Origin of the sequence: Marilutibacter spongiae, assembly GCF_014145325.1 — a bacterium.
GTDB classification, from domain to species: Bacteria; Pseudomonadota; Gammaproteobacteria; order Xanthomonadales; family Xanthomonadaceae; genus Marilutibacter; species Marilutibacter spongiae.
In genome coordinates this window covers 62,097-85,708 of the sequence record NZ_JACHTF010000010.1, presented here as the reverse complement: position 1 = coordinate 85,708, position 23,612 = coordinate 62,097, and the positions used below count along the sequence as shown (strand labels likewise).

Annotated in this window: 21 protein-coding genes; 5 read left to right on the top strand and 16 right to left on the bottom strand. The window is 70.4% G+C overall.

The genetic code is table 11. The features are described 5' to 3' along the window. Positions 1 to 71 precede the first annotated feature (71 nt). Positions 72 to 515 carry a magnetosome magnetite crystal formation protein family gene (locus tag H4F98_RS10380; RefSeq protein ID WP_182687408.1) on the top strand — a complete coding sequence of 148 codons (444 nt, stop codon included), beginning with the start codon at positions 72 to 74 and terminating at the stop codon, positions 513 to 515. A 349-nt stretch (positions 516 to 864) separates the two neighbouring features. Here H4F98_RS10380 and H4F98_RS10375 read toward each other — a convergent pair whose 3' ends face one another. Genes H4F98_RS10375 through H4F98_RS10360 form a run of 4 tightly spaced genes read right to left on the bottom strand, consistent with a single transcriptional unit; the run spans position 865 to position 4,404 of the window. Then, a complete protein-coding gene (locus H4F98_RS10375; protein ID WP_182687407.1) occupies positions 865 to 1,746 on the bottom strand; it encodes a polyprenyl synthetase family protein in 882 nt (293 codons plus the stop codon). After that, entirely contained in the window at positions 1,739 to 2,011 is a 273-nt protein-coding gene (locus H4F98_RS10370; protein ID WP_182687406.1) for an exodeoxyribonuclease VII small subunit, read from the bottom strand. Before H4F98_RS10370 ends, H4F98_RS10375 begins: the two co-directional genes overlap by 8 nt. Before the next feature lie 31 nt (positions 2,012 to 2,042). Further along, on the bottom strand, positions 2,043 to 3,404 hold the full coding sequence (gene tilS / locus H4F98_RS10365; protein ID WP_182687405.1) for a tRNA lysidine(34) synthetase TilS: 1,362 nt from the start codon (positions 3,402 to 3,404) through the stop codon (positions 2,043 to 2,045). A 40-nt stretch (positions 3,405 to 3,444) separates the two neighbouring features. Continuing rightward, positions 3,445 to 4,404, bottom strand: a complete 960-nt coding sequence (locus H4F98_RS10360; protein ID WP_182687404.1) for an acetyl-CoA carboxylase carboxyltransferase subunit alpha — start codon at positions 4,402 to 4,404, stop codon at positions 3,445 to 3,447. Positions 4,405 to 4,606: 202 nt separating this feature from the next. Here H4F98_RS10360 and H4F98_RS10355 point away from each other — a divergent pair, with 202 nt between their 5' ends. After that, positions 4,607 to 5,410, top strand: a complete 804-nt coding sequence (locus H4F98_RS10355) for a DUF4349 domain-containing protein (RefSeq protein ID WP_182687403.1) — start codon at positions 4,607 to 4,609, stop codon at positions 5,408 to 5,410. Here the strand turns inward: H4F98_RS10355 and H4F98_RS10350 are convergent. Together H4F98_RS10350 and H4F98_RS10345 are read right to left on the bottom strand one after the other, a co-directional pair. Beyond that, complete coding sequence (locus H4F98_RS10350) at positions 5,395 to 6,003, bottom strand: MarC family protein (protein WP_182687402.1); 609 nt, start codon at positions 6,001 to 6,003, stop codon at positions 5,395 to 5,397. The genes H4F98_RS10355 and H4F98_RS10350 overlap by 16 nt on opposite strands. Positions 6,004 to 6,113: 110 nt before the next feature. Beyond that, positions 6,114 to 6,551: a VOC family protein gene (locus H4F98_RS10345; protein ID WP_182687400.1), complete on the bottom strand. Its 438-nt coding sequence runs from the start codon at positions 6,549 to 6,551 to the stop codon at positions 6,114 to 6,116. 111 nt (positions 6,552 to 6,662) lie between these two features. Here H4F98_RS10345 and H4F98_RS10340 point away from each other — a divergent pair, with 111 nt between their 5' ends. Beyond that, positions 6,663 to 7,247 (top strand): TetR/AcrR family transcriptional regulator, encoded by a 585-nt coding sequence (locus tag H4F98_RS10340; protein WP_182687398.1) that lies wholly within the window; start codon positions 6,663 to 6,665, stop codon positions 7,245 to 7,247. 8 nt (positions 7,248 to 7,255) lie between these two features. Here the strand turns inward: H4F98_RS10340 and dnaE are convergent, their stop codons facing one another. The 3 genes from dnaE to H4F98_RS10325 all read right to left on the bottom strand — a co-directional run bounded on the left by dnaE (position 7,256) and on the right by H4F98_RS10325 (position 12,487). Continuing rightward, positions 7,256 to 10,855: a DNA polymerase III subunit alpha gene (gene dnaE / locus H4F98_RS10335; protein WP_182687396.1), complete on the bottom strand. Its 3,600-nt coding sequence runs from the start codon at positions 10,853 to 10,855 to the stop codon at positions 7,256 to 7,258. A 118-nt stretch (positions 10,856 to 10,973) separates the two neighbouring features. Continuing rightward, on the bottom strand, positions 10,974 to 11,606 hold the full coding sequence (locus H4F98_RS10330) for a hypothetical protein (RefSeq protein ID WP_182687394.1): 633 nt from the start codon (positions 11,604 to 11,606) through the stop codon (positions 10,974 to 10,976). A gap of 230 nt (positions 11,607 to 11,836) precedes the next feature. Then, a complete protein-coding gene (locus tag H4F98_RS10325; RefSeq protein ID WP_182687392.1) occupies positions 11,837 to 12,487 on the bottom strand; it encodes a YkvA family protein in 651 nt (216 codons plus the stop codon). Between the two features lie 134 nt (positions 12,488 to 12,621). Between H4F98_RS10325 and H4F98_RS10320 the strand changes: the two genes are divergently transcribed. Then, complete coding sequence (locus H4F98_RS10320; RefSeq protein WP_182687390.1) at positions 12,622 to 14,805, top strand: winged helix-turn-helix domain-containing protein; 2,184 nt, start codon at positions 12,622 to 12,624, stop codon at positions 14,803 to 14,805. Positions 14,806 to 14,848: 43 nt separating this feature from the next. After that, complete coding sequence (locus H4F98_RS10315; RefSeq protein WP_182687388.1) at positions 14,849 to 15,280, top strand: hypothetical protein; 432 nt, start codon at positions 14,849 to 14,851, stop codon at positions 15,278 to 15,280. 3 nt (positions 15,281 to 15,283) lie between these two features. Here H4F98_RS10315 and H4F98_RS10310 read toward each other — a convergent pair whose 3' ends face one another. The 7 genes from H4F98_RS10310 to rseP form a co-directional block, all read right to left on the bottom strand. After that, positions 15,284 to 15,904 carry a ribonuclease HII gene (locus H4F98_RS10310; RefSeq protein ID WP_182687386.1) on the bottom strand — a complete coding sequence of 207 codons (621 nt, stop codon included), beginning with the start codon at positions 15,902 to 15,904 and terminating at the stop codon, positions 15,284 to 15,286. Beyond that, positions 15,901 to 17,163, bottom strand: coding sequence for a lipid-A-disaccharide synthase (gene lpxB, locus H4F98_RS10305; protein ID WP_182687541.1), 1,263 nt, complete (start codon positions 17,161 to 17,163; stop codon positions 15,901 to 15,903). The genes H4F98_RS10310 and lpxB overlap by 4 nt, the downstream gene beginning before the upstream one ends. 32 nt (positions 17,164 to 17,195) lie before the next feature. Next, entirely contained in the window at positions 17,196 to 17,978 is a 783-nt protein-coding gene (gene lpxA / locus H4F98_RS10300) for an acyl-ACP--UDP-N-acetylglucosamine O-acyltransferase (protein ID WP_182687383.1), read from the bottom strand. A gap of 2 nt (positions 17,979 to 17,980) precedes the next feature. Beyond that, positions 17,981 to 18,436: a 3-hydroxyacyl-ACP dehydratase FabZ gene (gene fabZ / locus H4F98_RS10295; RefSeq protein WP_141517162.1), complete on the bottom strand. Its 456-nt coding sequence runs from the start codon at positions 18,434 to 18,436 to the stop codon at positions 17,981 to 17,983. A gap of 66 nt (positions 18,437 to 18,502) precedes the next feature. Next, on the bottom strand, positions 18,503 to 19,516 hold the full coding sequence (gene lpxD, locus H4F98_RS10290) for a UDP-3-O-(3-hydroxymyristoyl)glucosamine N-acyltransferase (RefSeq protein WP_182687381.1): 1,014 nt from the start codon (positions 19,514 to 19,516) through the stop codon (positions 18,503 to 18,505). Positions 19,517 to 19,550: 34 nt separating this feature from the next. After that, complete coding sequence (bamA, locus tag H4F98_RS10285) at positions 19,551 to 22,100, bottom strand: outer membrane protein assembly factor BamA (protein WP_182687379.1); 2,550 nt, start codon at positions 22,098 to 22,100, stop codon at positions 19,551 to 19,553. A 72-nt stretch (positions 22,101 to 22,172) separates the two neighbouring features. Then, positions 22,173 to 23,534, bottom strand: coding sequence for an RIP metalloprotease RseP (gene rseP / locus H4F98_RS10280; RefSeq protein WP_182687378.1), 1,362 nt, complete (start codon positions 23,532 to 23,534; stop codon positions 22,173 to 22,175). Positions 23,535 to 23,612 lie beyond the last annotated feature (78 nt).

The following is a 23,612-nucleotide window of genomic DNA, read 5'->3' as shown; positions in this document are numbered from 1 at the left end:
CCCTGCCATTGGCAGTTGACCGCCGGCCCGAATCGCCCGACAGTATCCGTTCAGATTCCAGGAGAGACAGCATGAGCGGACCGCACGACCCCAACGCCCCACAGAACGAACCCGGCCAGGTGCCGCCGGCCGCTCCGCCGCCGTACCAGCAGGCCGCCCCCGACCCCGAGCCGGCGGCGACCGACGCAGCGGGCACCGACGATCGCAACCTGGCGATGCTGACCCACCTCTCGGGCCTGCTCTTCAGCATCGTCATGCCCCTGGTGGTGTGGCTGATGAACAAGGACAACCCGGCCAAGGCCTACCTCAACGCGCAGGCCAAGGAAGCCCTGAACTTCCAGATCACGGTGCTGATCGCGTTCGTGGTGTCGTTCGTGTTGACCTTCGTCCTCATCGGCGCGCTGCTGATGCCGCTGGTCGGCCTGGCCAACCTGATCCTGTGCATCGTGGCCGCGGTGAAGACGGCGAACGGCGAGGACTTCCGCTACCCGTTCACGCTGCGCCTGGTCAACTGACCGGACGGGTTGCGCGCAACACCGAAGACGCCGGCCATGTGCCGGCGTCTTCATTTCCGCGTGCGGGATACCCGATCGGGGGCTTGCCGCGTGGAGTGCGGCCGGGTTCGGAGAGGGGCTCGTCCATCGTCGCGGCTGAGGTCGGACGGACACGTAGCCCGGGCACGGGAAGGCCGCACCCGGGATGTCGCCGCGGATCGTCTCCGTGCTCCCGCGTGCGCTGCGCTTGCCCGGGCTACGCCCGTGTTCGTCATCCCCGCAAAGTGATGCCTCGGTTTTTGTTTTTTGCCCGTCATCCCGGCGAACGCCGGGGTCCAGTTTTTTTGCGAAGGGCTTCCGACCGCGCCCGCTAACGGTCGCGCTCGATCGCCATGCGGCCGAGCGCGGCGAGGTGGGCGGCATCGTCGCCGAACTCGGCCAGGGCCTCGTCCATCATCGCGGCGAGGTCGGACAACAGGCAGCGCGAGGCGACCATGCCGATCAGGGCCGGGAAGGTCGCCTTGGCCTGGGCCTGGTCCTTGCCCGCGGTCTTGCCCAGCGTGGCGCTGTCGCTTTCGATGTCGAGGATGTCGTCGCGGACCTGGAAGGCCAGGCCGAGGGCATCGGCGAACCGGTCCAGTGGGACACGCTGGTCGGCGCTCGCGCCGGCGCAGGTGGCGCCCATGCGCACCGCGGTGCGGATCAGCGCGCCGGTCTTGAGGGCGTGCAGGCGCTTGAGCGCGTCGAAGGAAATCGCGCCGCCCTTGCCGGTGGCGTCGAGGTCCAGCGCCTGGCCCCCGCACATGCCGGCGGCGCCGCTGGCCGAGGCGAGCTGGCCGACCAGGGCGACGCGGGTCTCCGCGTCGAGCGGGGCATGCGAGAGGCGTTCGAAGGCCAGGGTCTGCAGGGCGTCGCCGGCGAGCACGGCGGTCGCTTCGTCGAAGGCGACGTGCACGGTCGGCTGGCCCCGTCGCAGGGCGTCGTCGTCCATGCAGGGCAGGTCGTCGTGCACCAGCGAGTAGGCATGGATCAGTTCGACCGCGAGCGCGGCATCATCGAGCGCGTCGAGTCCGGCGCCGAACAGGCGACCGCTGGCGTAGACCAGTAGCGGTCGCATCCGCTTCCCCCCTTGCAGCACCGCATGGCGCATGGCCGCGTGCAGGCGGTGCGGCGAAGCCTCGGGGTCGGGCAGGGCACGGCCGAGCGCGCTGTCGACGCGCGCGCGCCACTCGGCGAAACCGGGGTCAGGCATCGCCGTTTCGGGCGGCATCCGCGTCCTGGAAAGCCTGCGCGCTGCCCGCGTCCTGCGGGTCGCTCAGCAGGCGCACGCGCAGCTCCGCCTGCTCAAGGGCGGTCTGGCAGGAACGATAAAGGCCCACGCCGCGCTCGTACGCGGCCAGGGAGTCCTCCAGACTCATGTCGCCCTGTTCCATCTTCTCGACCAGGGCCTCGAGGGCGTCGAGCGACTTCTCGAAGTCGGCGACGGGCGAGGCTTCGGTGGCGGCTTTGCGTGGCATCGGGCAAGTGTGAAGCGATGCCCGCCGAGGGTCAATCGCAGTTTGGATTGCATGCGTCCGCGAGCGCCGGTGGCGGCGCGTCGCCCGGATCCGTCCAGCGCAGGCGGGCATCGTGTTCGCGCAGCCAGGCGTCCAGGCGCGCGGCAAGGACGAGGTCGCCCGCGGCGAGCACGGTGCCCGTGTCGTCGCTGACCATGGGCAGCCCGGCACGCACCCAGGGCGGTACCTCCAGCGCCTGCAGCACCTGCTTGAGCGCCTGCGAATGGGCGCGTCCCGCGCGGTGGATGCGCTCGCCGCCCCGCCGCGCGTGCACGCGGCAGGTGCCGGGGAGCGCGTCGGCACCCTCCAGTGCGAGCGTCCCGCCCGTCGGCAGGGGCAGGGGGGCACGGCCATCCCACGCGACCGACCAGTCCGCCGGCAACGTCACGCGCTCGACATCGGCATGCAGGAGGTCGCGCCAGCGGCGGACCCGGGCGCCATGCCACGCGAACGCGGCGTCGGCATCCGGGCGGGCGCCGAGCAGGTCGTGCTCGATGCGCGACACCCCTTGCGCCGGGAGCGGGGGCAGGCCCAGGCCGCCGGTCCAGTGCCGCAGCACCCGCTGGCGACGCGCGCGCGACAGGGCACAGAGCGCCGAGACCGACAGGCAGCGTGGATCGGCAGTGGCGACCCGCGCCAAGGCCTGGACGTCACCCGCGTGCAACAGCTCGGCGGCGTCGGCGCCCAGGGCCGCGCTGCGGGCGAGCGCGGCGCTGGCATGCGGCCAGCGCCCGCGCAGCAGGGGCAGCACCTGCGCCCGCAGGAAGTTGCGGTCGAAGCGATCGTCGTCGTTGCCGGGATCCTCGATCCAGGTCAGTCCGTGCGCCTGCGCGTAAGCGCGCAGCGCATCGCGCGGCAGCCCGAGCAGCGGCCGCCACAGCCAGGCACGGCCGAAGCGGCGCCAGGGCCGCATGGCGGCCAGGCCGTCGGGGCCCGATGCCCGCAGCGCGCGCAGCAGGAAAGTCTCCGCCTGGTCGTCGAGATGGTGTGCGAGCACCAGCACTTCGTCGTCGCCGAGCAGGCGCTCGAAGGCGGCATGACGCGCCCGGCGCGCGGCGCCCTCCGGTCCCAGGCCGCCGGCGTCGCGAGCATCGACGGCGACGATGTCGAGCGCGATGCCCAGCGCGGCGCATTCCCGCGCGCAGGCGCGTCCCCACGCGGCCGAGTCCGGGTGCAGGCCGTGGTCGACGTGTATCGCGCGCAGGCCGCGCGCGCGCAAGCCCGGGTCGCCGGCCAGGCGATGCAGCAGCACGGTGGAGTCCAGCCCGCCGCTCAGGCCGACGACGAGCGGCGTCGCGGCCGGGAGCGGGCCCGGGACCGGGGGCAGCGGCAGGGTCGGCGAAGGGCCGGTCATGGCGCCATCATCGGCCGGCGCCGCCGCGCCGGCAATGCGCTCAGGCCGCCTCGTAGGCGCCGTAGCTGCGCAGGCGCTGGTAGCGACGTTCGACCAGTTCGTCGGTCGAACACTGCTCGAGCATGTCGATCTCGTTGAGCAGCACGGCCTTCAGGCGGGTCGCCATCTGCCGTGGGTTGCGATGCGCGCCGCCGATCGGTTCGCGCACGACCTTGTCCACCAGCCCAAGTCCGTGGAGGCGCTTGGCGGTGAGTCCCAACTGCTCGGCGGCGTCCTTGGCCTTGGCCGCGTCCTTCCACAGGATCGAGGCGCAACCTTCCGGCGAGATCACCGAATAGGTGCTGTATTCGAGCATCAGGGTGCGGTCGCCGACGCCGATCGCCAGCGCGCCGCCGGAGCCGCCCTCGCCGATGACGGTGCAGACGATCGGGATGCGCAGCTCGGACATCTCCAGCAGGTTGCGGGCGATCGCCTCGGACTGTCCGCGCTCCTCGGCGCCGATGCCGGGATAGGCACCCGGGGTGTCGATGAACGTGATCAGCGGCAGTTTGAAACGTTCGGCCAGCTTCATCAGGCGCAGGGCCTTGCGGTAGCCCTCCGGACGCGGCATGCCGAAGTTGCGTCGGACCTTGGACTTGGTGTCGCGGCCCTTCTCGTGGCCGATGATGACCACCGCACGGCCATCGATGCGGCCCAGGCCGCCGACGATCGCGGAGTCGTCCTTGAACGCGCGGTCGCCCGCGAGTTCCTGGAACTCGTCGCAGATCACCCGGATGTAGTCCAGGCTGTAGGGCCGCGCGGGGTGGCGGGCCAGCTGCGAGACCTGCCAGGGCGAAAGGTCGCGGAAGATCTGGGCGGTACGCTGGCGCAGCTTGTCCTGGAGCGCGTGCACCTCGGTATCCACGTCCACCGCCGATCCGTGGCTGGCGTGGCGCAGCTCCTGGATCTTGCTCTCCAGGTCGGCGATGGGTTGCTCGAAATCGAGGTAATTGGGATTCATGCGACAACAGGCTCTGGGGCGGAGGGCCGCCGGAAAGGGCACAGTCTAGCCGACCCCGGCCGACCATACCGAGCCGTCCGGTCGACGGCGCCGCGACGGCTCTGCGACGGCCTGGCGGGATCCGTGCCGGGGCGTCCGCCCGCGGCGCCCTCTGGCATAGTGCCCGTTCACGTCCTCGTCCGCGTTCATTTCGGAGGCATCCATGCGCCAGCCCCTCGGTCCCGTCTTCCTGCTGGCGGCCGTGCTGTTCGCCACGACCGCCTGCAACAAGCGGGTCAGCGAAGCCGGCGGACCCGTCGCGCGCCCGTCCCTGGAAGCGCCCACCGGGGCCATGCTGGCCTATGAGCACTCGGTCGAGGTCGAATTACCGGCCGACGGCATCGCCTTGCGCCTGGCCGAACTGCAGGCGGCCTGCACCTCCGGCACGCACGGACGCTGCCACGTGCTGGACGTCGGCCAGCAGGGCGGCGACCATCCCCGCGGCGACCTGACCGTGCGGATCGAGCCCAGGGGCGTCGAGCCGATGATCGCGTTGGCGGCCGGCGGCGGCGAACTGGGCGCGCGCCGCACCCACGCCGAAGACCTGGCCACGGTGGTGCAGGACAACGCGCGCCTGCTTGAGCGCCTCAAGCGCGAGCACGCGCAGTTGGAGGCCTTCCAGAAGCGCGACGACCTCGACGTCGCCGGCATGATCGCACTGTCGGCCCAGATGGCCGAGGTGGAGGCCCGCCTGCAGCAGGCCGAACAGGAGGCCGCGGGCCATGCGCTGCGCATCGAGACGCAGAAACTGAGTTTCGCGCTGCATCCGCCCGCCGGCACCAGCGGGCGCAACGAGATCGCCGCTGCGCTCCGCGATTTCGGCGCCACCCTGGCGCTGGGCACCGCCTGGACCATCCGCAGCGCGGCCTTCCTGATCCCGCTCGGCCTGCTCGCGGCCGCCCTGGTCGGTGCCTGGAAGTGGTGGCGCCGGCGTCGCGCACCGGGCCGGGGTCAGATGCCGAAGTAGTCCTTGATGCCGCCCAGCACGCTGGCGGTGGCGACCGAGGCGAGGATCATGCCCATCACCCGGCTGATGATGCTCGCGCCGCTTTCGCCGACGACCCGGTGCAGCCGGCTGGCGAGCAGCATGCAGACCAGCACGACGACGAGGACCGCCAGCATGGTGATCGTGGTCTGCGCCTGTTGCCACAGGTTGTAGCGGTCGTTCTCGGTCAACAGCACCGCCGCGAGCATCGCGCCGGGGCTGGCGATCGAGGGCACGGCCAGCGGGAAGATGGCCGTGTCGCGACCGCCGTTGGCGAGCTTGACCTCCTTCTCGGGCTTGGCTTCGCCGAAGATCATGCTCAGGGCGAACAGGAACAGGACGATGCCGCCGGCGATCTGGAAGGCCGACAGCGGGATCCTGATCGCGGTCAGGATCAGCTCGCCGGCGACCACGAAGAACACCAGGATCGCCGCCGAGGCGAGGCTGGCGCGCAGGGCGACCTTGCGGCGCGCACGCTCGTCCAGATGGCGGGTGACGGCGATGAAGACCGGGATCGTGCCGATCGGATCGATGACCGCGAAGAAGAAGATGAAGGTGGCGACGACGTCGATCATCGTTCCATCTTAAGCGCAGGCGGGCGTGTTCCGCTCGACGCGATCTGGCCGCGTGGCGCGCCGTCCCGGCTCAAGCATGCGTCGCGCGGATGGCGGGCCGGGGCGTGGCGTCAGGCCCCGGTGCCCGGCAGGGCATCGGCCGTGTAGGCGGCCGCGAACATCGGGTCGGGCGGGATCGGCGTGATCACGTCGATCAGCACACCGTTGGGATCGGCGGTGATGAAATGGCGTTGGCCGAAGGCTTCGTCGCGCAGCGGCAACAGCACCGGCAGGCCGGCCGTGCCCAGGCGTTCGTACTCCGCGTCGACGTCCTCGACCTCGAAGTTCAGCAGCAGGCCCGACACCGTGTGGCCGCGCGCCGGCTCGGGCACGGTCTCGTGGTCTGCATCGAGCACGGCGAGGTTCACCGAGGGGTCGTCCGGCAACTGCAAGTGTACGTACCAGTCGGCGGCGAAGGCGGGCCGGAAACCGAAGTGGCGCTCGAAGAAGGCCGCGGTGCCCGCGACGTCGTTGGTCATCAGTACGGGGTAGTGGCTGGTGGTCTTCATCGTCGGTCCTCGCGGGACGCCCGGGATGGGCGGTGAACTTACATGCAGGGTGCATGTAAAAATCAAAACATGCAACTTGTATGTTTTATTCGAATGGACCAGCATGGAGCGATGACAGCCGACCGACCCCGCCGCCAGCAGGCGCGAACCGAAGCCACCCGACTCGCGCTCCTCGACGCCGCGCGTGAACAGTTCGCGGGCCGGGGGCATGCCGCGGCCTCGACCCCGGCCATCGTCGAGGCGGCTGCGGTCACCCGGGGCGCGCTGTACCACCACTTCGCCGACAAACGCGCGCTGTTCCACGCCGTGCTGGCACGCGAAGCCGAAGCCGTCGCGGACGACATCGCCCGCGCGACGCCGTCGGGACTGTCGCCGCGCATGGCGCTGGAGGTCGGCAGCCGCGCCTATCTCGCGTCGATGGCGATGCCCGGGCGGACCCGTTTGCTGCTGATCGAGGGTCCGGCGGTGCTGGGACTGGCGGCGATGGAGGCCCTGGACATGGCCAATGCGGCAGGCGCGCTCCGGGACGGGCTGGCGGCTGCGCTCGTTGGGATGCCCGGGGACAGGCTGGATGCGATCGCATCGTTGTTGTCGGCCGCTTTCGACCGCGCGGCGCTGGACATCGAGGGCGGCGCCGACGAAGAGGTGGTGAACGCCGCCGTTGCCTGGATGCTGGGGCGGCTGATCCCCGGCTGAAGCCAGGCTCAGCCCCAGGGGCGGGCGAGGGCCAGTTTGACCGCCTTGACCCCGGGCACCGAGCGCAGCGCGCCGACGAGCTCGGCGTCGACGCGGATCGCATGGGGGCCGTTGAGGTCGAGCATGCCGGCGGCGCCCGGCCGCAGGAGGTCGAGGCGGATCGGCGTGCGCCCGGGGCGGTGGCCCGCGAGCAGGCTGTCGACGCGTTGCCAGATCCCCGGCACCCGCAGGTCCAGCCGCAGCGACAGCCGCCGCGCGTGCTGGGCGCAGACGCTGGCGTAGTCCCAGCAGCGGTTGGCCTTGAGCGCGAAGCCGCCGCTGAAGCTGTCTTCGCGCAGGCCGCCCTGGACGATCAGCAGGCGGTCGCGGCTGAACATCTGCGCGAACTCGGTGTAGGTCTCGCCGAAGAAGGCGCACTCCAGGCGGCCGCGTCCGTCCTCGATCTGCACGAACATCTGGCTGTCGCCCTTCTTGCGCATCGCCACCACCTGGCCGGCGACGACCGTCTCCACTTCGGGTCGCCAGCCGCTGCGTGCCGATTCCGGCCGCGATTCCCAGATCTTCTCGAGGTCGCCGAGGTCGCTGCCGACCAGGGCGCGCAGTTCGTCGCGGTAGGGGTCGAAGGGGTGGCCGCTGAGGTAGTGCCCCAGGGTTTCGCGTTCGCCGTTGAGCAGTTGCGCCAGCGGCCATTCGTCGACCACCGGCAGGTCGATGTGCAGCTCGGCGGCCGGCGATGCGCCGCCGCCGAACAGCGACACCTGGCCGGCCGCGCGTTCGCGCGCGAGCTGCTCGGTGGCCTTGAGCACCTCGGGCAGCTGCAGCATCAGGCTGGCGCGGTTCTTGCCGAGCGCATCGAGCGCGCCGGCCTGGGTCAGCGCTTCGAGCGCGCGGCGGTTGAGCTTGCCGCTGTCGACGCGCTTGCAGAAGTCGAGCAGGTCGACGAACGGTCCGGCGCGGCGCGCCTCGACGATCGCCTCGCAGACGCCGCGGCCGACGCCCTTCACCGCGCCCAGGCCATAGCGGATCGTGCCGGGCGCGGTCGCCTCGAACATGTACGCCGAATGCGCGACGTCCGGCGGCAGGACGTCCAGGCCCATCACCCGGCATTCGTCGAGGAAGCCGGTGACCTTGTCGGTGTTGTCCATGTCCGAGGACAGCACCGCGGCCATGAATTCGGCCGGGTGGTGCACCTTCAGCCAGGCCGTCTGGTAGGCGACCAGCGCATAGGCGGCCGAGTGCGACTTGTTGAAGCCGTACTCGGCGAATTTCTCCATCAGGTCGAAGATCGGCGTCGCCACCCGGGCCTCGATGCCGCGTTCGGCGCAGCCGGCCTCGAACTTGGCGCGCTCCTTGGCCATTTCCTCGGCCTTCTTCTTGCCCATCGCGCGGCGCAGCAGGTCGGCGCCGCCCAGCGAGTAGCCGGCCAGGACCTGGGCGATCTGCATCACCTGTTCCTGGTAGACGATGACGCCGTAGGTCGGCGAGAGCACCGGTTCCAGCGAAGCGTGCGGGTAGCTGACCTCGGTGCGCCCGTGCTTGCGGTCCACCCATTCCTTGTCCATCCCCGAACCCAGCGGGCCGGGTCGGAACAGCGCGGCGAGCGCGATGATGTCCTCGAAGGTGTCGGGCATCGCGCGCTTGAGCAGCTCGCGCATGCCGCGCGACTCGAACTGGAACACCGCGACCGTGTCGCCGCGCGCGAACAGCTCGTAGGTCGCCTTGTCGTCCAGCGGCAACGCGGTGATGTCGAGGGGCTGGGAATCGGGATTGGGGAATGGAGAATCGGTGGGCGCGGAAGAGCCATTGCTCTTTGCTTCTCCCATTCCCGATTCCCCATTCCCGGTTCCCGCCCGGCGCCTGTTGATCGCCTTGACCGCCCAGTCGATGATCGTCAGCGTGCGCAGGCCGAGGAAGTCGAACTTCACCAGGCCGACGGCCTCGACGTCGTCCTTGTCGAACTGGGTCACCGGGTTGCGGCCGCGGCCCTCGCCGTCGTGTTCGGCGTAGAGCGGGCAGAAATCGCTGAGCGGACTGGGCGCGATGACCACGCCGCCGGCATGCTTGCCGGCGTTGCGGGTCAGGTCCTCGAGGCTGCGCGCGAGATCGATGAGGTCGCGGACTTCCTCGTCGCTGTTGTAGCGCTCGATCAGGTCCGGGGAGGCCAGGCCCTCGCTCGCGCGCGACTTCTCGGTCTCGCCCATCGCATCGTCGAGGCTGATGCCCAGGGTGTTGGGGATCAGCTTGGCGATGCCGTCGACCAGGCCGTAGGGATGCCCGAGCACGCGCCCGGAATCGCGCACCACCGCCTTCGCGGCCATGGTGCCGTAGGTGATGATCTGGCTGACACGGTCGCGCCCGTACTTGCGCGCGACGTAGTCGATCACCTCGTCGCGGCGGTCCATGCAGAAGTCGATGTCGAAGTCGGGCATCGACACGCGCTCGGGGTTCAGGAAGCGCTCGAACAGCAGGTCGTAGGGCAGGGGGTCGAGGTCGGTGATGCCCAGCGCCCAGGCGACCAGCGAGCCGGCACCCGAGCCGCGGCCCGGCCCGACCGGGATGTCGTGCGCCTTGCCCCAGTTGATGAAGTCCGCGACGATCAGGAAGTAGCCCGGGAAGCCCATCGTGATGATGACGTCGAGCTCCGTCTCCAGACGCTCGTCGTAGTCCTGGCGGGTCTTGCCCTCCGCCAGCGGCGCCTTCTCCAGGCGCTTGCGCAGGCCCTCGCGCGCCTCGTTGCGCAGCCAGGACTCGATGGTGTGCTCGGCGGGCACCGGGAACGCCGGCAGGGCGTATTCGCCGAGCTTCATCTCGACGTTGCAGCGCGTCGCCAGCGCCAGGGCGTTGTCGATCGCATCGGGGGCGTCGGCGAACAGCGCGAGCATCTCGTCGGTGGACTTGAGGTACTGCTCGGGCGTGTAGTCCCGCGGGCGCCTGGGGTCGTCGAGCACGCGCCCGGAGGCGATGCACACGCGCGCCTCGTGCGCCTCGAAGCCGTCGCGGTCGAGGAAGCGCACGTCGTTGCTCGCGACCACCGGCAGGCCGCGCTTGCTCGAGGCATGCAGGGCGAAGGCGTTGAAGGCGTCCTCGCCTTCGCGCCCGGCCCGGGTCAGTTCCAGGTGCAGGCGATCGTCGAAGACGCCCTGCCAGTCGGCCAGCCAGGCCTCCGCGTGCTCGTGCTTGTTGGCCGCCGTGAGGCGTCCGGCCAGGCTGTGGCGGCCGGCCAGCACGAACAGGCCGGCATTGTCCTCGCGCAGCCATTCCGGCCGCATCGCCACGCTGTCGGTGCGATGGCCTTCCATCCACACCCGGGTGAGCAGGCGCGAGAGGGTCAGGTAGCCCGCGCGGTCGCGGCACAGCAGGGTCAGGCGCGAGCTCGCCTCGTTGCCGTCGGCCAGGCCGATGTCGGCGCCGATGATCGGCTTGATGCCGGCGGCCTCGGCCTTGCGGTAGAACTTGACCGCGGCGAAGACGTTGTCGATGTCGGTGATCGCGACCGCGGGCTGGTCGAGGGCCACGCAGCGCTTGACCAGCTCGCCGATCCGCACGGTGGAATCGGCCAGCGAGTATTCACTGTGCAGGTGGAGGTGTGCGAAACGGGGTGCGGGCATCGTCACCGCAGATTAGCAGTCCCCGGTGCGCGCACAAGGCTTGACGGCGCGCGCATCGTCTCCCTCGCCCGGTCGGGAAGCCCCGCCGGGCGCATGGGGTCGACGCCGCGCGCACGGCTCAGGCGACGACGTGGAAACGCTCGTCCGGCGGCAGCCGGGTCTCGACGTAGTGGCCGTCGCGGACGCGGGCGTTGTGTTGCAACTGGGCCAGCTCGGCCAGGCGGTCGCGCAGCCAGGCGGCCTGCTGCGCGCGTCCGCTGCCGGTGGGGCGTTCGTCGCGGCGGTAGTCGCAGAAGTCGCGGTACTCCTCGGTCTCGGCCTCGAAGGCCTCCCAGGCCAGGTCGAACAGCAGCACGTCGTCCAGGCGCCCGAGCAGGGGGGTCTGGTCCGGGATCAGGTCGTCGTCGCTGTCGAGGTATTCGAGCATCCGCGCGGCGCGCGCCCGCGTGCCCGCGGCGGTATCCCAGTCGCGGTCGGCGAGCATCGCGCGGACCCATTCGATGCGGTCCAGGCGCGTCTGCATGATGCCCTGCGCCTCGGCGGGCGGCTGTTCCACCAGCCACTCCGCCAGCGCCTGCAGGCGGGGAATGTCCACGCGCGGCGCGTCGGGGTTGATCTCGTGCAACAAGGCATCGAAGCGGCTGACCTGGGCGGGTTGCCAGGCCATTACCGCATCGTTGGCGGACGGCGACATGGCGTCGGGGCCGAAGGGCAGGGGCGGGCCGATCGGTTCGAACAGGGGTGTTTTCATGGCACACCTCCATGGCCGGCACGGTGGCGGGGGAGAGGGACGGGCGGGCCGGCATTGCGCCGCGTCCCATCGGAAGGTGCATCGGGGTGCACGGGACGGCGCGCGCTTCGCGGGCCGTCCCCTGGTGGGATGCACGATCATCCTCCTGCGTTGCGATCCTACGCTCCAGTGGAACAAGGCAGGGTGACGGATGGCCCGTGGAACGCGGGTCCCGCCTTCCGACCAGCGGCTCAATGGACGCGGAAAAGCGGTTCGAACGCGGGGACGTAGCTGGTCTCGCGTACGTGCCGCTGGTGCCGGTCGAGCGCGAACTCGGCCCGGCAGGCGTCGCGCCAGGCGTCGCGGTCCATGTGGAAGTCCAGGCGCGGGACGCCGCGCAGGCGCGCTTCGAGGCGACGGATGCGGCAGAAGTCCAGGTAGTCGGCCACTTCGTCGGCCAGGCGCGGCCAGGCGGTGCGGATGACGATCGCATCGTCCAGCCGGCCGACCCGCGGCAGGTCGTCGGGGATCAGGTCGCCGTCGCCGCTCACGTAGTCGATGACCATGCGCGCGACGTCGCCGGCGTCGTTGGCCGCCTTCCAGTCCGGATCGCCGGTCATGCAGACCAGGGTGGTCGCGCGGCGCATCTGGCGGGCGATGCAGGGTGCCGGGGGCTGGCCGATGTTCGCGTCGCACAATTCCCGTGCGGCCGTCGCGATGCGGTCGGCATCCAGCGGGTCGGCGTTGGCGTCGAGCCTGTTCAGCAAACGGTTGAAGCGTTCGACGGCCTCGGCCACCAGGTCGAACTGGTTGATCCGGTGGCGACGGTGCGGGGACGGCGAGGGGCGGTCCAGGACGGTCGGCAGGGCGTCGATGTCATGGGACAGGGCAATGGCGTTCATGTTCGGTCTCCGGGTGCGCACCCCGTCTGGGTGCGTGTCCAGATTCCGCCTTAACATCCGTGGGGTCATGATGTTGAACTGAGACTTACGTCACCTTTCTCACAGGGTTGTGATGCAGTCATGAGGTTTTCCTGATGGTTCCCCAAGGCCAGGCCCCGGAAGGCCCCGGCCCCCCTGCGCGCTACCGCTTCGACGACGTCCAGGTCGACACGGTGGCCCACACGCTCACCCGGGGCGGGGTGCCTTGCGCGCTGGAGCCCAAGGCCTTCGCGGTGCTGGCGATGTTGTTGCAGCATGCCGGGGAGCTCGTGGAAAAGGACGAACTGCTCGATGCGGTCTGGGGCCATCGGCACGTCACCCCCGGCGTGCTGACCCGGGCCATCGCGCAGTTGAGGGCCGCGCTGGGCGACGATGCGCACCAGCCACGCTACATCCATACCCATCACGCCCTGGGCTATCGCTTCATCGGCGACCTGCAGGCCGAGGGCGGCGGGGAAGCGCCCGCCAGCGATGCACCGGCCGCGACGCTGGCCGGGACCGCCTCCGCAGGCCCCACGGAGAACCCGGATGCCGGGCGCGGCGGCACGACGCATGCGGTGCCCGCTCCCGCGCGCGCGCCGGACGCGCCCACCGCCCGTCGGCGACTTGCATGGGGCATGCTCGCCGCGGCGGGCGTGCTGGTCCTGGTCACGCTGATGCTGACGCACGGCCTGTCCGACCCGCGGCCAGCCGTCGGCGAGGCCTCGGTGGCGGTGATGCCCTTCCGCAGCCTGAGTGCCGATCGCGGCGATCGCTACTTCGCCGAGGGGCTGGCGGTGGAGATGCACGGGGCGCTGGCGGGCGTGCCGGGCCTGAAGGTGGCCGCGCTGGTCCCGGGCCGGGACGACGACACGCCGGGGGACCCGCGCGAGCTCGGCAAGCGCCTCGGCGTCGCCAACGTGCTCGATGCCAGCGTCAGGCGCGAGGGGCCACGCGTGCGCATCAGCGCCCGCCTCACCGACACGCGAAGCGGTTTCGTGCTGTGGAGCCAGACCTACGACCGCCAGAACAGCGACATCTTCAGTACCCAGGCCGAGATCGCGAGCAAGGTCGTCGAGGCGCTGATGGGGGTGCTGCCCCCCGATCCGCCCGCCCTGGCCCGGCGCCTGCATCCGACCTCGAGGCTCTCGGCCTACGAGCCCTACCTCAGGGGCCTGCAACTGCTCCAGGGTACGGCCTCCACCGAAGAGCTGTCCGAGGCGGTCGCCCACTTCGAACAGGCCCTGCAGCAGGATCCGGCCTTCGCGCGGGCCCAGGCCGGGATCTGCCGGGCGCGGATCCGCGCGTTCGAGCTGACCCGCGACGCCGGGGTCTACGCACGCGCCCAGGCCGCGTGCCTGCAGGCCGCGCGCCTGGATCCGCGGCTGGGGGAAGTACACCTGGCCATGGGCGACCTGCACCGCGCGCGAAACGAGCTCGACGCGGCGCGCGAGTCGTATACCCAGGCGCTGCAGGATGTATCCCTGCGGCCGGCGGCCTATATCGGGCTGGGCCGGATCGAGGGCGAGCAGGGCCACGACGCCCTGGCGCTGGATTATTTCGATCGTGCCCGGCAGTTGCGGCCGGGCGACGCGGTGGTCCATCGCGAGATCGGCTACCAGCACTACCTGGACGACCGCCTCGCCGCGGCGATCGAGTCCTACCGGGTCGCCACGACCCTGGAGCCCGACGATGCCGGCCTGTGGAGCAGCCTGGGCGGCCTGTACCTCGCCGACGGGCGCCGCGCGGACGCGGAGGCGGCGTTCGAGCGCTCGCTGTCGATCAAGCCCGGCTTCGGCGCGCTCAGCAACCTGGGCACGCTGCGCTTCGAGCAGGGCGACTATCCGCGCGCAGCCGAGCTCTACGCGCGGGCCGCCGCGATGAGTCCCGGCGACTACCGGCCGGTGGGCAATACCGCCGACGCGCTGTCCGCGATCCCGGGGGCGGCCGGCAATGCGCGCAGTACCTACGCCCGCGCCGCCGAGATGGCCGAGCGCTACGTCGCGATCAAGTCCGGCGACGCCGAAGCCATGGCATGGCTGGCCTGGTATCGCGCCAACCTCGACGAGGCGGACGCCGCCCGGGAGTGGCTGGCGCGGGCGCGCGACGCGGGCACGGCGCAATCGGAGGTCGCCTTCCTGTCGGCCCAGGTCCACGCGCGCCTCGGCGACCTCGACCTCGCCCGCGCGGCACTGGCCGACGCCCGCGCGCTGGACGTGGCCGAGAGCCGCATCCGCGCTTCGCCGGTACTCAAGCCGTTGTCAGGGGGATCGGAAGTGGCATCGCAGGGAGGCTCCTGAGCCGTTCGTCCCGCCCCGTCGTGGGCACAGATGAGGAGGTCCCATGCATATCTCGCCATCCGGGTTGCTGGCCGTGCCCGTCCTGCTGTCGTTCGCCGCGTGCCAACCGACCGTCCGCGGTACCGGCACCGATCCCGATGGACCGGCCTGCCAGGCCACGACCGCCCAGGGCGGCGTCGTCCATGTCGAAGTCGCCTATGCGCCCGATGGCATGCCATCGGCGAGCCCGGATACCTGCAAGGTGGAGAGCGGCACGCGGATCGTGTTCAGGACGCCTCCCGGCGAGGCGCGGACCTTCTCGATCGAATTCAGCGGGCCGCCGCCGGGCAGTCGCGTGTCCGGGCGCTTGCCGGCGGTGTCGCGCGGGAGCCAGCGGGTCGTCGAACTGCTCGCCGACGGCGCCCCCGGCAGCTACAAGTACGACATCCACGCCAACGGCCGGACCCTGGATCCGGTCATCATCATCGACCGCTGAGCTTCAGGCCGGGACCACGGCCTGGAGTGCCCGGCGCACCGGCGCGAAGCTGCGCCGGTGCGCCGGGCAGGGACCATGCAGGGCGAGCGCGGCCAGGTGCTCCGGGGTGGGATAGCCCTTGTGGGCATCGAAGCCGTACACGGGGAAGCGCGCATGCAGCTCGAGCATCCAGCGATCGCGCGCCACTTTGGCGAGGATGGACGCGGCCATGATCGCCGGGTCCAGGGCGTCGCCGCCGACCAGGGCTTCGCCGTGACACGGCAGCCCCGTCGGCACCTTGTTGCCGTCGATGCGGGCAAGGCTCGCCCGGGGCTGCAGGGCCGCGACCGCGCGCGCCATGCCCTGCAGGGTCGCCTGCAGGATGTTGATGCGATCGATTTCGCCGGCGTCCACGAGTTCGATGTGCCAGGCCAGGGCGCGAGACTGGATGAGCGGGAACAGGGCGAGCCTGCGCTTGCCGCTCAGCTTCTTGGAGTCGTCGAGACCTTCGATGGGACGGGCAGGGTCGAGGATCACCGCCGCGACGGCGACCGGACCGGCGAGCGGACCGCGGCCGGCCTCGTCGACGCCGGCGACATGGCGCGCGTCCGTGGCCAGCGAGAACAGGTCGGCGCCCTGCGTCATGGGCGCGCCCCGGCCGGTGCGGCGCGTACCAGCTCGGCGATCGCGCCGGCGGCCTCGCGCGAGGCGTCCCGGCGCAGGGTCTCGTGGATCGCGCGGAAGCGCCGCGGCAGGGACGGGTCCGCCGTGCCCTCGCGCAGGGCGAGCACGGTCGCGGCAGAAAGCGCTTCCACGGTGCAGTCGTCCTGCATCAGTTCCGGCACGACCGCTTCGCCTGCAAGAACGTTCGGCAGGGCGTAATGGTCGACCTTGAGCAGGCCCAGGCCCTTCACGATCCGGTAGGTCAGCGGCGCGACCTTGTACGCCACCACCATCGGTCGCTTGGCCAGCATCGCCTCGAGGGTCGCAGTCCCGGATGCCAGCAGGATCGCATCGCTGGCGATCATGGCCCGACGCGCCTGGCCGTCGATCAGTCGCGCCGCCGGAAAGCCGGCGAGCAGGCGTTCCAGCGCAGCGCGGCAGGCGGCGTTCGCCGCCGGCACCAGCACCTGCAGCCCGGGGACGGCCTGCGCGACGTGGCGCGCGGCTTCGATGAAAGTCGGGCCCAGCCTGGCGATCTCGCCCAGGCGCGAACCCGGCAGCACGGCCAGCACCGGACGCTCCGTTGCCAGTCCAAGCCGTGCGCGCGCGGCGTCGCGGTCGGGCTCCAGGGGCATTTCGTCGGCGAGCGGGTGGCCGACGAAGCGCGCGTCGACGCCGTGGCGCGCGTAGATCGGCGGCTCCATCGGGAACAGGCAGAGGACGCGGTCGGCCGATCGCCCGATCCTGGCGGCCCGGCCCTCGCGCCAGGCCCAGACCGAGGGGCTGACGTAGTGGACGGTGCGCAGCTTGCCGTCCCCGGTGCGTCGCTGCTTCAGCCACCGCTCCACGGGCAGGTTGAAGTCCGGTGCGTCGATGCCGACGTACACGTCCGGGCGCCAATCCAGCAGGCGCCGGCGCAATGCCCGCCGCAATGCCAGCAGGCGCGGCAGGTGGCGCAGCACTTCGGCCAGGCCCATCACGGCCAGTTCGTCGGACTCGTGCCACGCGTCCAGGCCGGCCGCGCGCATCCGCGGCCCGCCGATGCCGGCGAACTCGGCATCCGGGAACCGTTCTCGCAGGGCGTCCACCAGGCCGGCGCCAAGCAGGTCGCCGGAGGCCTCGCCGGCCACCAGGGCGAAGCGCACCGGGGGGCGCTCGGCGGGTTGTCCAGTCGGTGTGCTCAAGGCGGGTTGGTCAACGGAGGGAGGTGCCAGTGTGCCCGATCGCGTTTCGCTGCGCAGGCGCGGTGGCCGCGTCGCAGGGACGCGGGGCGTCAGCGCAGCAGCGGCCGTTCGCCGCTGTCGATGAAGTCGAGCAGGGCGCGCACGTCCTCGCTCTCGCCGGCCATGTCCAGCAGCTTCGCGCGCGCATCCTCCAGCGAGCCCCCGGCGACATACAGCGCACGGTAGGCGCGCTTGATCGCGCCGATGCGTTCGCTGTCGAAGCCGCGTCGCTTCAGACCCTCGCTGTTGATGCCGCGGGGACGGCCGTAGCCGTCCTGGGCGACCATCACGAAGGGGGGGACGTCGCCGTTGACGAAGGCGCCCATGCCGATGAAGGCGTGGGCGCCGATCCGGCAGAACTGGTGGACGCCGGCGAAGCCGCTGAGGATGACATGGTCGCCGACGCTGACGTGGCCGGCCAGGGTAGCGTTGTTGGAGAACACGCAGTGGTCGCCGACCGTGCAGTCGTGGGCGACGTGGGTGTAGGCGAGCAACCAGTTGTCGTTGCCGACCCGGGTGACGCCGCCCCCGGTGCCGGTACCGCGATTGACCGTGACGAACTCGCGGAAGGTGTTGCGGTCGCCGATGACCAGTTCGACCCGTTCGCCAGCGAACTTCTTGTCCTGCGGCTCGCCGCCGATCGCGCAATGGCCGATGAAACGGTTGTCGTTGCCGATCGTGGTCGGGCCCGCGACCGAGCAGTGCGGGCCGAACTCGCAGCCATCGCCCACCACCACGTCGTCGCCGATATGGCAGAACGCGCCGATCCGCACGCCCTTGCCCAGGCGGGCCCCGGCCTCGACGACGGCGGTGGGGTGGATCGCGGCGTCCATGCTCAGGACTTGACCTCGGCGCAGAGGATGTCGGCGCAGGCGGCCTGCTCGCCGTCGACCCGGGCCACGCCGCAGTACAGGGCCATGTTGCGGATGGTCCGCTTGAGGGTCACTTCCAGTTCCAGGCGGTCGCCCGGCACGACCATGCGCGAGAACTTCGCGTTGTCGATCTTGACCAGGTAGAACAGCTTGCCGTCGGTGTTGCCGTTGTTGGACAGCTGGGTCAGAAGTCCGCCGGCCTGGGCCAGGGCCTCGATCACCAGCACGCCGGGCATGACCGGGTGGTTGGGGAAATGTCCGTTGAAGAAGTGCTCGTTGATGGTCACGTTCTTGTAGGCGAGCACGCGCTTGTGCGGGTCCAGTTCCGTTACTCGGTCTACCAGCAGGAAGGGGTAGCGGTGCGGGATCAGCGCCTGGATGGCGGTGACGTCGATCGGCAGTTGTACGGTCGAACTCATCGATGTTTCCTTGCTGGGTAAGGCCCGCCATGGCGTCCCGGGGGACGGCGCATGCCGGTGGGTGCGTCAGGACTCCGTGCGCGGCACGCGACGGGCGAGCGCATCGAGCTGCTTGAAGCGGGCGGCATTCTTGCGCCAGCTCCGATTGTCCATCAATGGCGTACCGGATGAATACTCGCCCGGCTCGCGTATCGAGGCGGTGACCAGGCTCATGGCGGTCACCACGACGCGGTCGCAGACCTCGATATGGCCCACGATCCCGGCCCCGCCGCCGATCAGGCAGTAGCGACCGATACGCGCGCTTCCGGCGACGGCCACGCAACCGGCCATCGCCGTATGGGCGCCGACCACCACGTTGTGGCCGATCTGGATCTGGTTGTCGAGGCGGACGTCCTCGCCCAGGACGGTGTCCTCGATGGCCCCGCGGTCGATGCAGGTGTTGGCGCCGATCTCGCAGTCGTCGCCGACCACCACGCCGCCCAGTTGCGGGACGTTGAGCCAACGGCCCTCGTCCATCGCCAGGCCGAAGCCATCGGCCCCGAGCACCGCGCCGGGATGCACGCGCACGCGCTCGCCCAGGCGGACGCGGGTGACCAGGGTGACGCGCGCGACGAGCTCGCTGCCCGCGCCCACCACGCAGTCCTCGCCGATCACGCAGCCCGGCCCGATCGAGGCGCCGGCGTCGACCCGGCTGCCGGCGCCGATGCTGACGAAGGCGCCGACGTGCGCGTCGGGCGCCACCCGCGCGCCGGGATCGATGGCCGCGGAAGGATGGATGCCGGGGGGGCGATCCGGACGCGGCGCGAACAGGGCGGCGATGCGGGCGAAGGCGGAATAGGGGTCGCGCGCGATCAGTGCATCGCCCTCGAAGGCCTCGGCATCGGCCTCGCGCATGACCACCAGCCCGGCGCGGGTGGTGGCCAGCTGGCCGCGATAGCGGGGGTTCGCGAGGAAGGCCAGTTGCTCGGGGCCTGCCGAAGCAAGGGTGCCGACGCCCGCGATGCGGGCGTCGGCACGTCCATGGACCCGGAGCCCGAAGCGCTCGGCCAGCTCGTTCGCCGTATGCGAGGTCGCACTCATGCCCGGCAAGGCTCCGGTGTCGTGTTGGACGGCGTCAGAACGCGCCGCCGAAGGTGAACTGCAGGCGCTCGATCTCGTCGTCGTCTTCTTTCTTGAAGGGGTAGGCGTAGCTAATCGAGATCGGGCCCATCGGCGAACGCCAGAGCAACGCGATGCCCGCCGACGCGCGCAGTTCGCCGGCGTCGAAGGCGTCCACGTCGCGGAAGACGTTGCCGAAGTCGACGAACGAGGACACGCGAGCCCCCGGGCTGTCGAACAGCGTCGGGAAGATCATCTCGAACGAACCCACCGTCTTGAACGAGCCACCCACCGGCTGGTCGTAGGAGCTGCCCGGGAAGGGCGTCTCGCGCGGGCCCAGGGTGTTGTCGCGGAAGCCGCGGACCGAGCGCACGCCACCGGCGTAGAAGTTCTCGAAGAACGGCAGGCCGTCGGCCGTCAGGGTCTCGACGAAGTCCGGCGAGCTGGTTTCGCAGGGTTCGGTCGGATCGGGGCCGGGGACGTAGGTGTCGATGATCCCGTCGCCGTTGGAGTCGGTGTAGGTACCGGCGGTGTAGCAGACGTTGCGGACCACCGGATCCTGGTAGCTGTCGCCGTAGCCCAGCTCGGCGCGGGTGTTGAGCACCAGCCAACGCGACACCGGCCAGTACTTGGAGATGTTGTAGTTGATCTTGAAGTACTCGACCGTCGAGCCCGGCAGGGTCGCTTCCAGCCACAGGCGCTGGGTGGTGCCGCGGGTCGGGGTGAGGGCGTTGTTGAGCGTGTTGCGGGCCCAGCCGATCTCGCCGCGCCAGGCGTGGAACGTGCGCTGGCCGATCGCGTCGATGTAGTCGACGATCGATTCCGGGGTCTGGCCGCGGAACGCGGTGATGGTGTTCTTGTCGATGCCGAACAGGCCGGTGATCGACCCGGTCTCGGTGATCGGGATACCGAAGACCGCCTGCGCGGCGCCGTTCTCGCTGTTGTACTGCGCGGTGTTGTACTCGCCGTAATCGTAGTCGCGGAACCACAGGTTGTAGCCCAGCGAGACGCCGCTGTCGGTGAAGTACGGATTGACGTAGGAGAAGTCGTAGCGGTTGTAGTAATCGCTTCGCTGCGCCTGCACCGTCATGCGGTTGCCGGTGCCCAGGAAGTTGTTCTGCGACAGCTGCACCTGCGCGCTCAGTCCGCCGAGCTGCGAATAGCCCAGGCCGAACACGAAGCTGCCGGAGGTGGTTTCCTTGAGGTTGTAGACCACGTCGACCTGGTCGTCGCTGCCCGGCACGGGCTGCGTCTCGACATCGACGGTCTCGAAGAAGCCCAGGCCCTGGAGGCGGATCTTGGAGCGGTCGATCGCCGCCTGCGAATACCAGGCGCCCTCGAACTGGCGCATCTCGCGGCGCAGGACCTCGTCGCCGGTCCGCGTGTTGCCCTTGAAGACCACGTGGCGCACGTTCACGCGCGGGCCGGGCACGACCTGGAGGTTGATGCCGACGGTCTTTTCTTCGCGGTTGATGTCCGGGATGGTGTTGACCTGGGCGAAGGCGTAGCCGACGTTGCCCAGGGTGGCGGTGATCGAGTCGGAGCTGACCTCGAGCAGGCGCCGCGAGAAGGTCTGCTCGGGCTGCACCAGCACCATCCGCTCGATCTGCTCCTTGGGCAGGATCGTGTCGCCGGTGACCTCGACGCTGGACACCGTGTACTTCTCGCCCTCGGTGATGCCGGCGGTGATGAACATGTCCTGGCGGTCGCCGCTGATCGCCACCTGCGGGGTGTCGATGCTGACGTCGACGTAGCCGCGGTCCAGGTACCAGGAGTTGAGCTTCTCCAGGTCGCCGGAGAACTTCTCTCGGGAGTACTGGTCGTCGCGGCGGTACCAGCTGAGCCAGTTGCTCTCGCGCGATTCCCACGACTCCAGGATGTCCTTCTGCTCGAAGCTGTCGTTGCCGATCAGGTTGACGTGGCGGATCTTGGCCGCCTTGCCTTCCTTGATGTCGATGGTGAGGTCGACGCGGTTGCGGTCGAGGGTGGCGACCGAAGGCGTGATCTCGACGTTGTACTTGCCGCGGTTGTTGTACTGGCGGGTCAGCTCCTGGGTGACGCGGTCCAACGCCAGGCGGTCGAAGGTGTTGCCTTCCGACAGGCCGATGTCGTTGAGGCCGGCCATCAGCTGCTCGGTCTCGATGTCCTTGTTGCCCTTGAGCTCGAGCTTGTTGATCGCCGGGCGTTCGCGGACGGTGACCACGAGGATGTCGCCCTGGCGCGAGAGGCTGATGTCCTCGAAGAAGCCGGTCTTGTAGAGCGCGCGGATCGCCTCGCCGGCCTTGGCCTGGTCGAGGGTGTCGCCACGCTCGACGGGCAGGTAGGTGAACACCGTGCCGGCGGCGATGCGCTGCAGGCCATCGACGCGGATGTCGCTGACGCGGAACGCGCTCGCGCCGGGCATCGGGGCGGGCGCGGGGGACGCTTCGGGCGCGGCGTAGTCCGGCGAGAACGGACTGGGCAGGGCCTGCCCGGCCTCCTGCGCCATTGCGGGAAGCACCACGGCGGGATACAGGGCAGTGGTCAGGGCAAGGGCAAGCAGGCGGCGATTGGGTGTTCGCGTCATCATCACGTCCGGTTGGGATTCACTGCACGCCCGGCATTGCGGGCGCCATGGGGTCGAGGGCGGTGGCCGTCATCAGCGCACCAGGTTGTTCACGATGTCGTTGTAGAACGCCAGGCCCATCAGCCCGGCAATCAATGCAAGGCCGACGTATTGCCCGGCGGCCATGACGCGCTCGCTCACCGGGCTGCCCTTGACCAACTCGATAAGGTAATACAGCAGGTGCCCGCCGTCCAAGATCGGGATCGGCAGCAGGTTCAGGATGCCCAGGCTGAGCGACAGCAGGGCCAGGATCGACAGGTACCAGGCCGGGCCCTGGCCGGCGAAGGCATTGGTGGCGCGGGCGATGGTGATCGGCCCGGCGACGGTGTTCTCGACCGAGACCCGTCCGGTGAAGGCCCGGCCGATCATCGCGAACAGTTCCCGGGCCTGGTGCGTGGCCTCGGCGAACGCCGCCGGCACGGCCTGCAAGGGCCCGTAGCGCAGCAGCGCGTCGTGTCGGGGGTCGCTGCGGCCGGTCGACTGCACGCCCAATGCCCAGTACGCCTCGCCCGTCTCCAGCTGGGACAGCCGGGGCTCGATCTCCAGGGCCAGGCGCTCGCCATCGCGCTCGACCTCGATCATCGCCGGGCCGCCGTGCGCGCCCAGGGCCTGCACGAGCGGCCCGATGTCGCGCCAGTCCTGGACCGGTTCGCCGTCGATCGCGGTGATGCGGTCGCCCTCGGCCAGCACGCCCCAGGCCGCCGTGTCCGGCGCGACCCGGCCCACGATGGCGGGGACCCGCGCATGGCGCGGCACCAGGCCGATCACGCCAATGGCATTGCGCTCGTCGAAGTGTTCCGGAAGGCGGCTCAGCGGCAGGCGCACGATGCGGTCCGTGCCATCCGTGCCGGCGACCTGCAGGTCGATGTCGGCGCGGTCGAGCGCCGCCGGCAGCAGGGCCATCTGCACCTCGCTCCAGGTCGGCGTGGCCCGGTCGCCCACCGCGCGGACGGTGTCGCCCTCGCGCAGGCCGGCCTGCTGGGCGATGCGCTCGACCTGGCCGACCACCGGCGCGAAGTCCGGGCGCCCGATCACGAACATGCCCCAGAACAGGGCCACGCACAGCAAGAGATTGGCGACGGGTCCCGCGACGACGATCGCGATGCGCTTCCAGACCGACTTGCGATTGAAGGCCTGGCCCACCTCGTTGGCGGCGACCTCGCCCTCGCGTTCGTCGAGCATCTTCACGTAGCCACCCAGCGGCAGGGCGGCGATGGCGTACTCGGTGCCGTCGCGACCCCGCTTCATCCACAGCGGGCGGCCGAAGCCGATCGAGAAGCGCAGCACCTTCACGCCGCAGCGCCGGGCGACCCAGAAGTGCCCGTATTCATGGATCGTGACCAGCACGCCGAGGCTGACGATCAGCCACCAGATCGAGCCGATGAACTCACCCATGGCGGCTACCCGTATCGTGCGGCGTCATCTGCGTGCTCAGGAGGAGGGTGGCGTGGTCCCAGTCTAACCGGGATCGCG

Coding starts and splice junctions, on each gene's coding strand:
- H4F98_RS10380 (WP_182687408.1), top strand. CDS start 72: ATGAGCGGACCGCACGACCCCAACGCCCCACAGAACGAACCCGGCCAG.
- H4F98_RS10375 (WP_182687407.1), bottom strand. CDS start 1,746: ATGCCTGACCCCGGTTTCGCCGAGTGGCGCGCGCGCGTCGACAGCGCG.
- H4F98_RS10370 (WP_182687406.1), bottom strand. CDS start 2,011: ATGCCACGCAAAGCCGCCACCGAAGCCTCGCCCGTCGCCGACTTCGAG.
- tilS (WP_182687405.1), bottom strand. CDS start 3,404: ATGACCGGCCCTTCGCCGACCCTGCCGCTGCCCCCGGTCCCGGGCCCG.
- H4F98_RS10360 (WP_182687404.1), bottom strand. CDS start 4,404: ATGAATCCCAATTACCTCGATTTCGAGCAACCCATCGCCGACCTGGAG.
- H4F98_RS10355 (WP_182687403.1), top strand. CDS start 4,607: ATGCGCCAGCCCCTCGGTCCCGTCTTCCTGCTGGCGGCCGTGCTGTTC.
- H4F98_RS10350 (WP_182687402.1), bottom strand. CDS start 6,003: ATGATCGACGTCGTCGCCACCTTCATCTTCTTCTTCGCGGTCATCGAT.
- H4F98_RS10345 (WP_182687400.1), bottom strand. CDS start 6,551: ATGAAGACCACCAGCCACTACCCCGTACTGATGACCAACGACGTCGCG.
- H4F98_RS10340 (WP_182687398.1), top strand. CDS start 6,663: ATGACAGCCGACCGACCCCGCCGCCAGCAGGCGCGAACCGAAGCCACC.
- dnaE (WP_182687396.1), bottom strand. CDS start 10,855: ATGCCCGCACCCCGTTTCGCACACCTCCACCTGCACAGTGAATACTCG.
- H4F98_RS10330 (WP_182687394.1), bottom strand. CDS start 11,606: ATGAAAACACCCCTGTTCGAACCGATCGGCCCGCCCCTGCCCTTCGGC.
- H4F98_RS10325 (WP_182687392.1), bottom strand. CDS start 12,487: ATGAACGCCATTGCCCTGTCCCATGACATCGACGCCCTGCCGACCGTC.
- H4F98_RS10320 (WP_182687390.1), top strand. CDS start 12,622: ATGGTTCCCCAAGGCCAGGCCCCGGAAGGCCCCGGCCCCCCTGCGCGC.
- H4F98_RS10315 (WP_182687388.1), top strand. CDS start 14,849: ATGCATATCTCGCCATCCGGGTTGCTGGCCGTGCCCGTCCTGCTGTCG.
- H4F98_RS10310 (WP_182687386.1), bottom strand. CDS start 15,904: ATGACGCAGGGCGCCGACCTGTTCTCGCTGGCCACGGACGCGCGCCAT.
- lpxA (WP_182687383.1), bottom strand. CDS start 17,978: ATGGACGCCGCGATCCACCCCACCGCCGTCGTCGAGGCCGGGGCCCGC.
- fabZ (WP_141517162.1), bottom strand. CDS start 18,436: ATGAGTTCGACCGTACAACTGCCGATCGACGTCACCGCCATCCAGGCG.
- lpxD (WP_182687381.1), bottom strand. CDS start 19,516: ATGAGTGCGACCTCGCATACGGCGAACGAGCTGGCCGAGCGCTTCGGG.
- bamA (WP_182687379.1), bottom strand. CDS start 22,100: ATGACGCGAACACCCAATCGCCGCCTGCTTGCCCTTGCCCTGACCACT.
- rseP (WP_182687378.1), bottom strand. CDS start 23,534: ATGGGTGAGTTCATCGGCTCGATCTGGTGGCTGATCGTCAGCCTCGGC.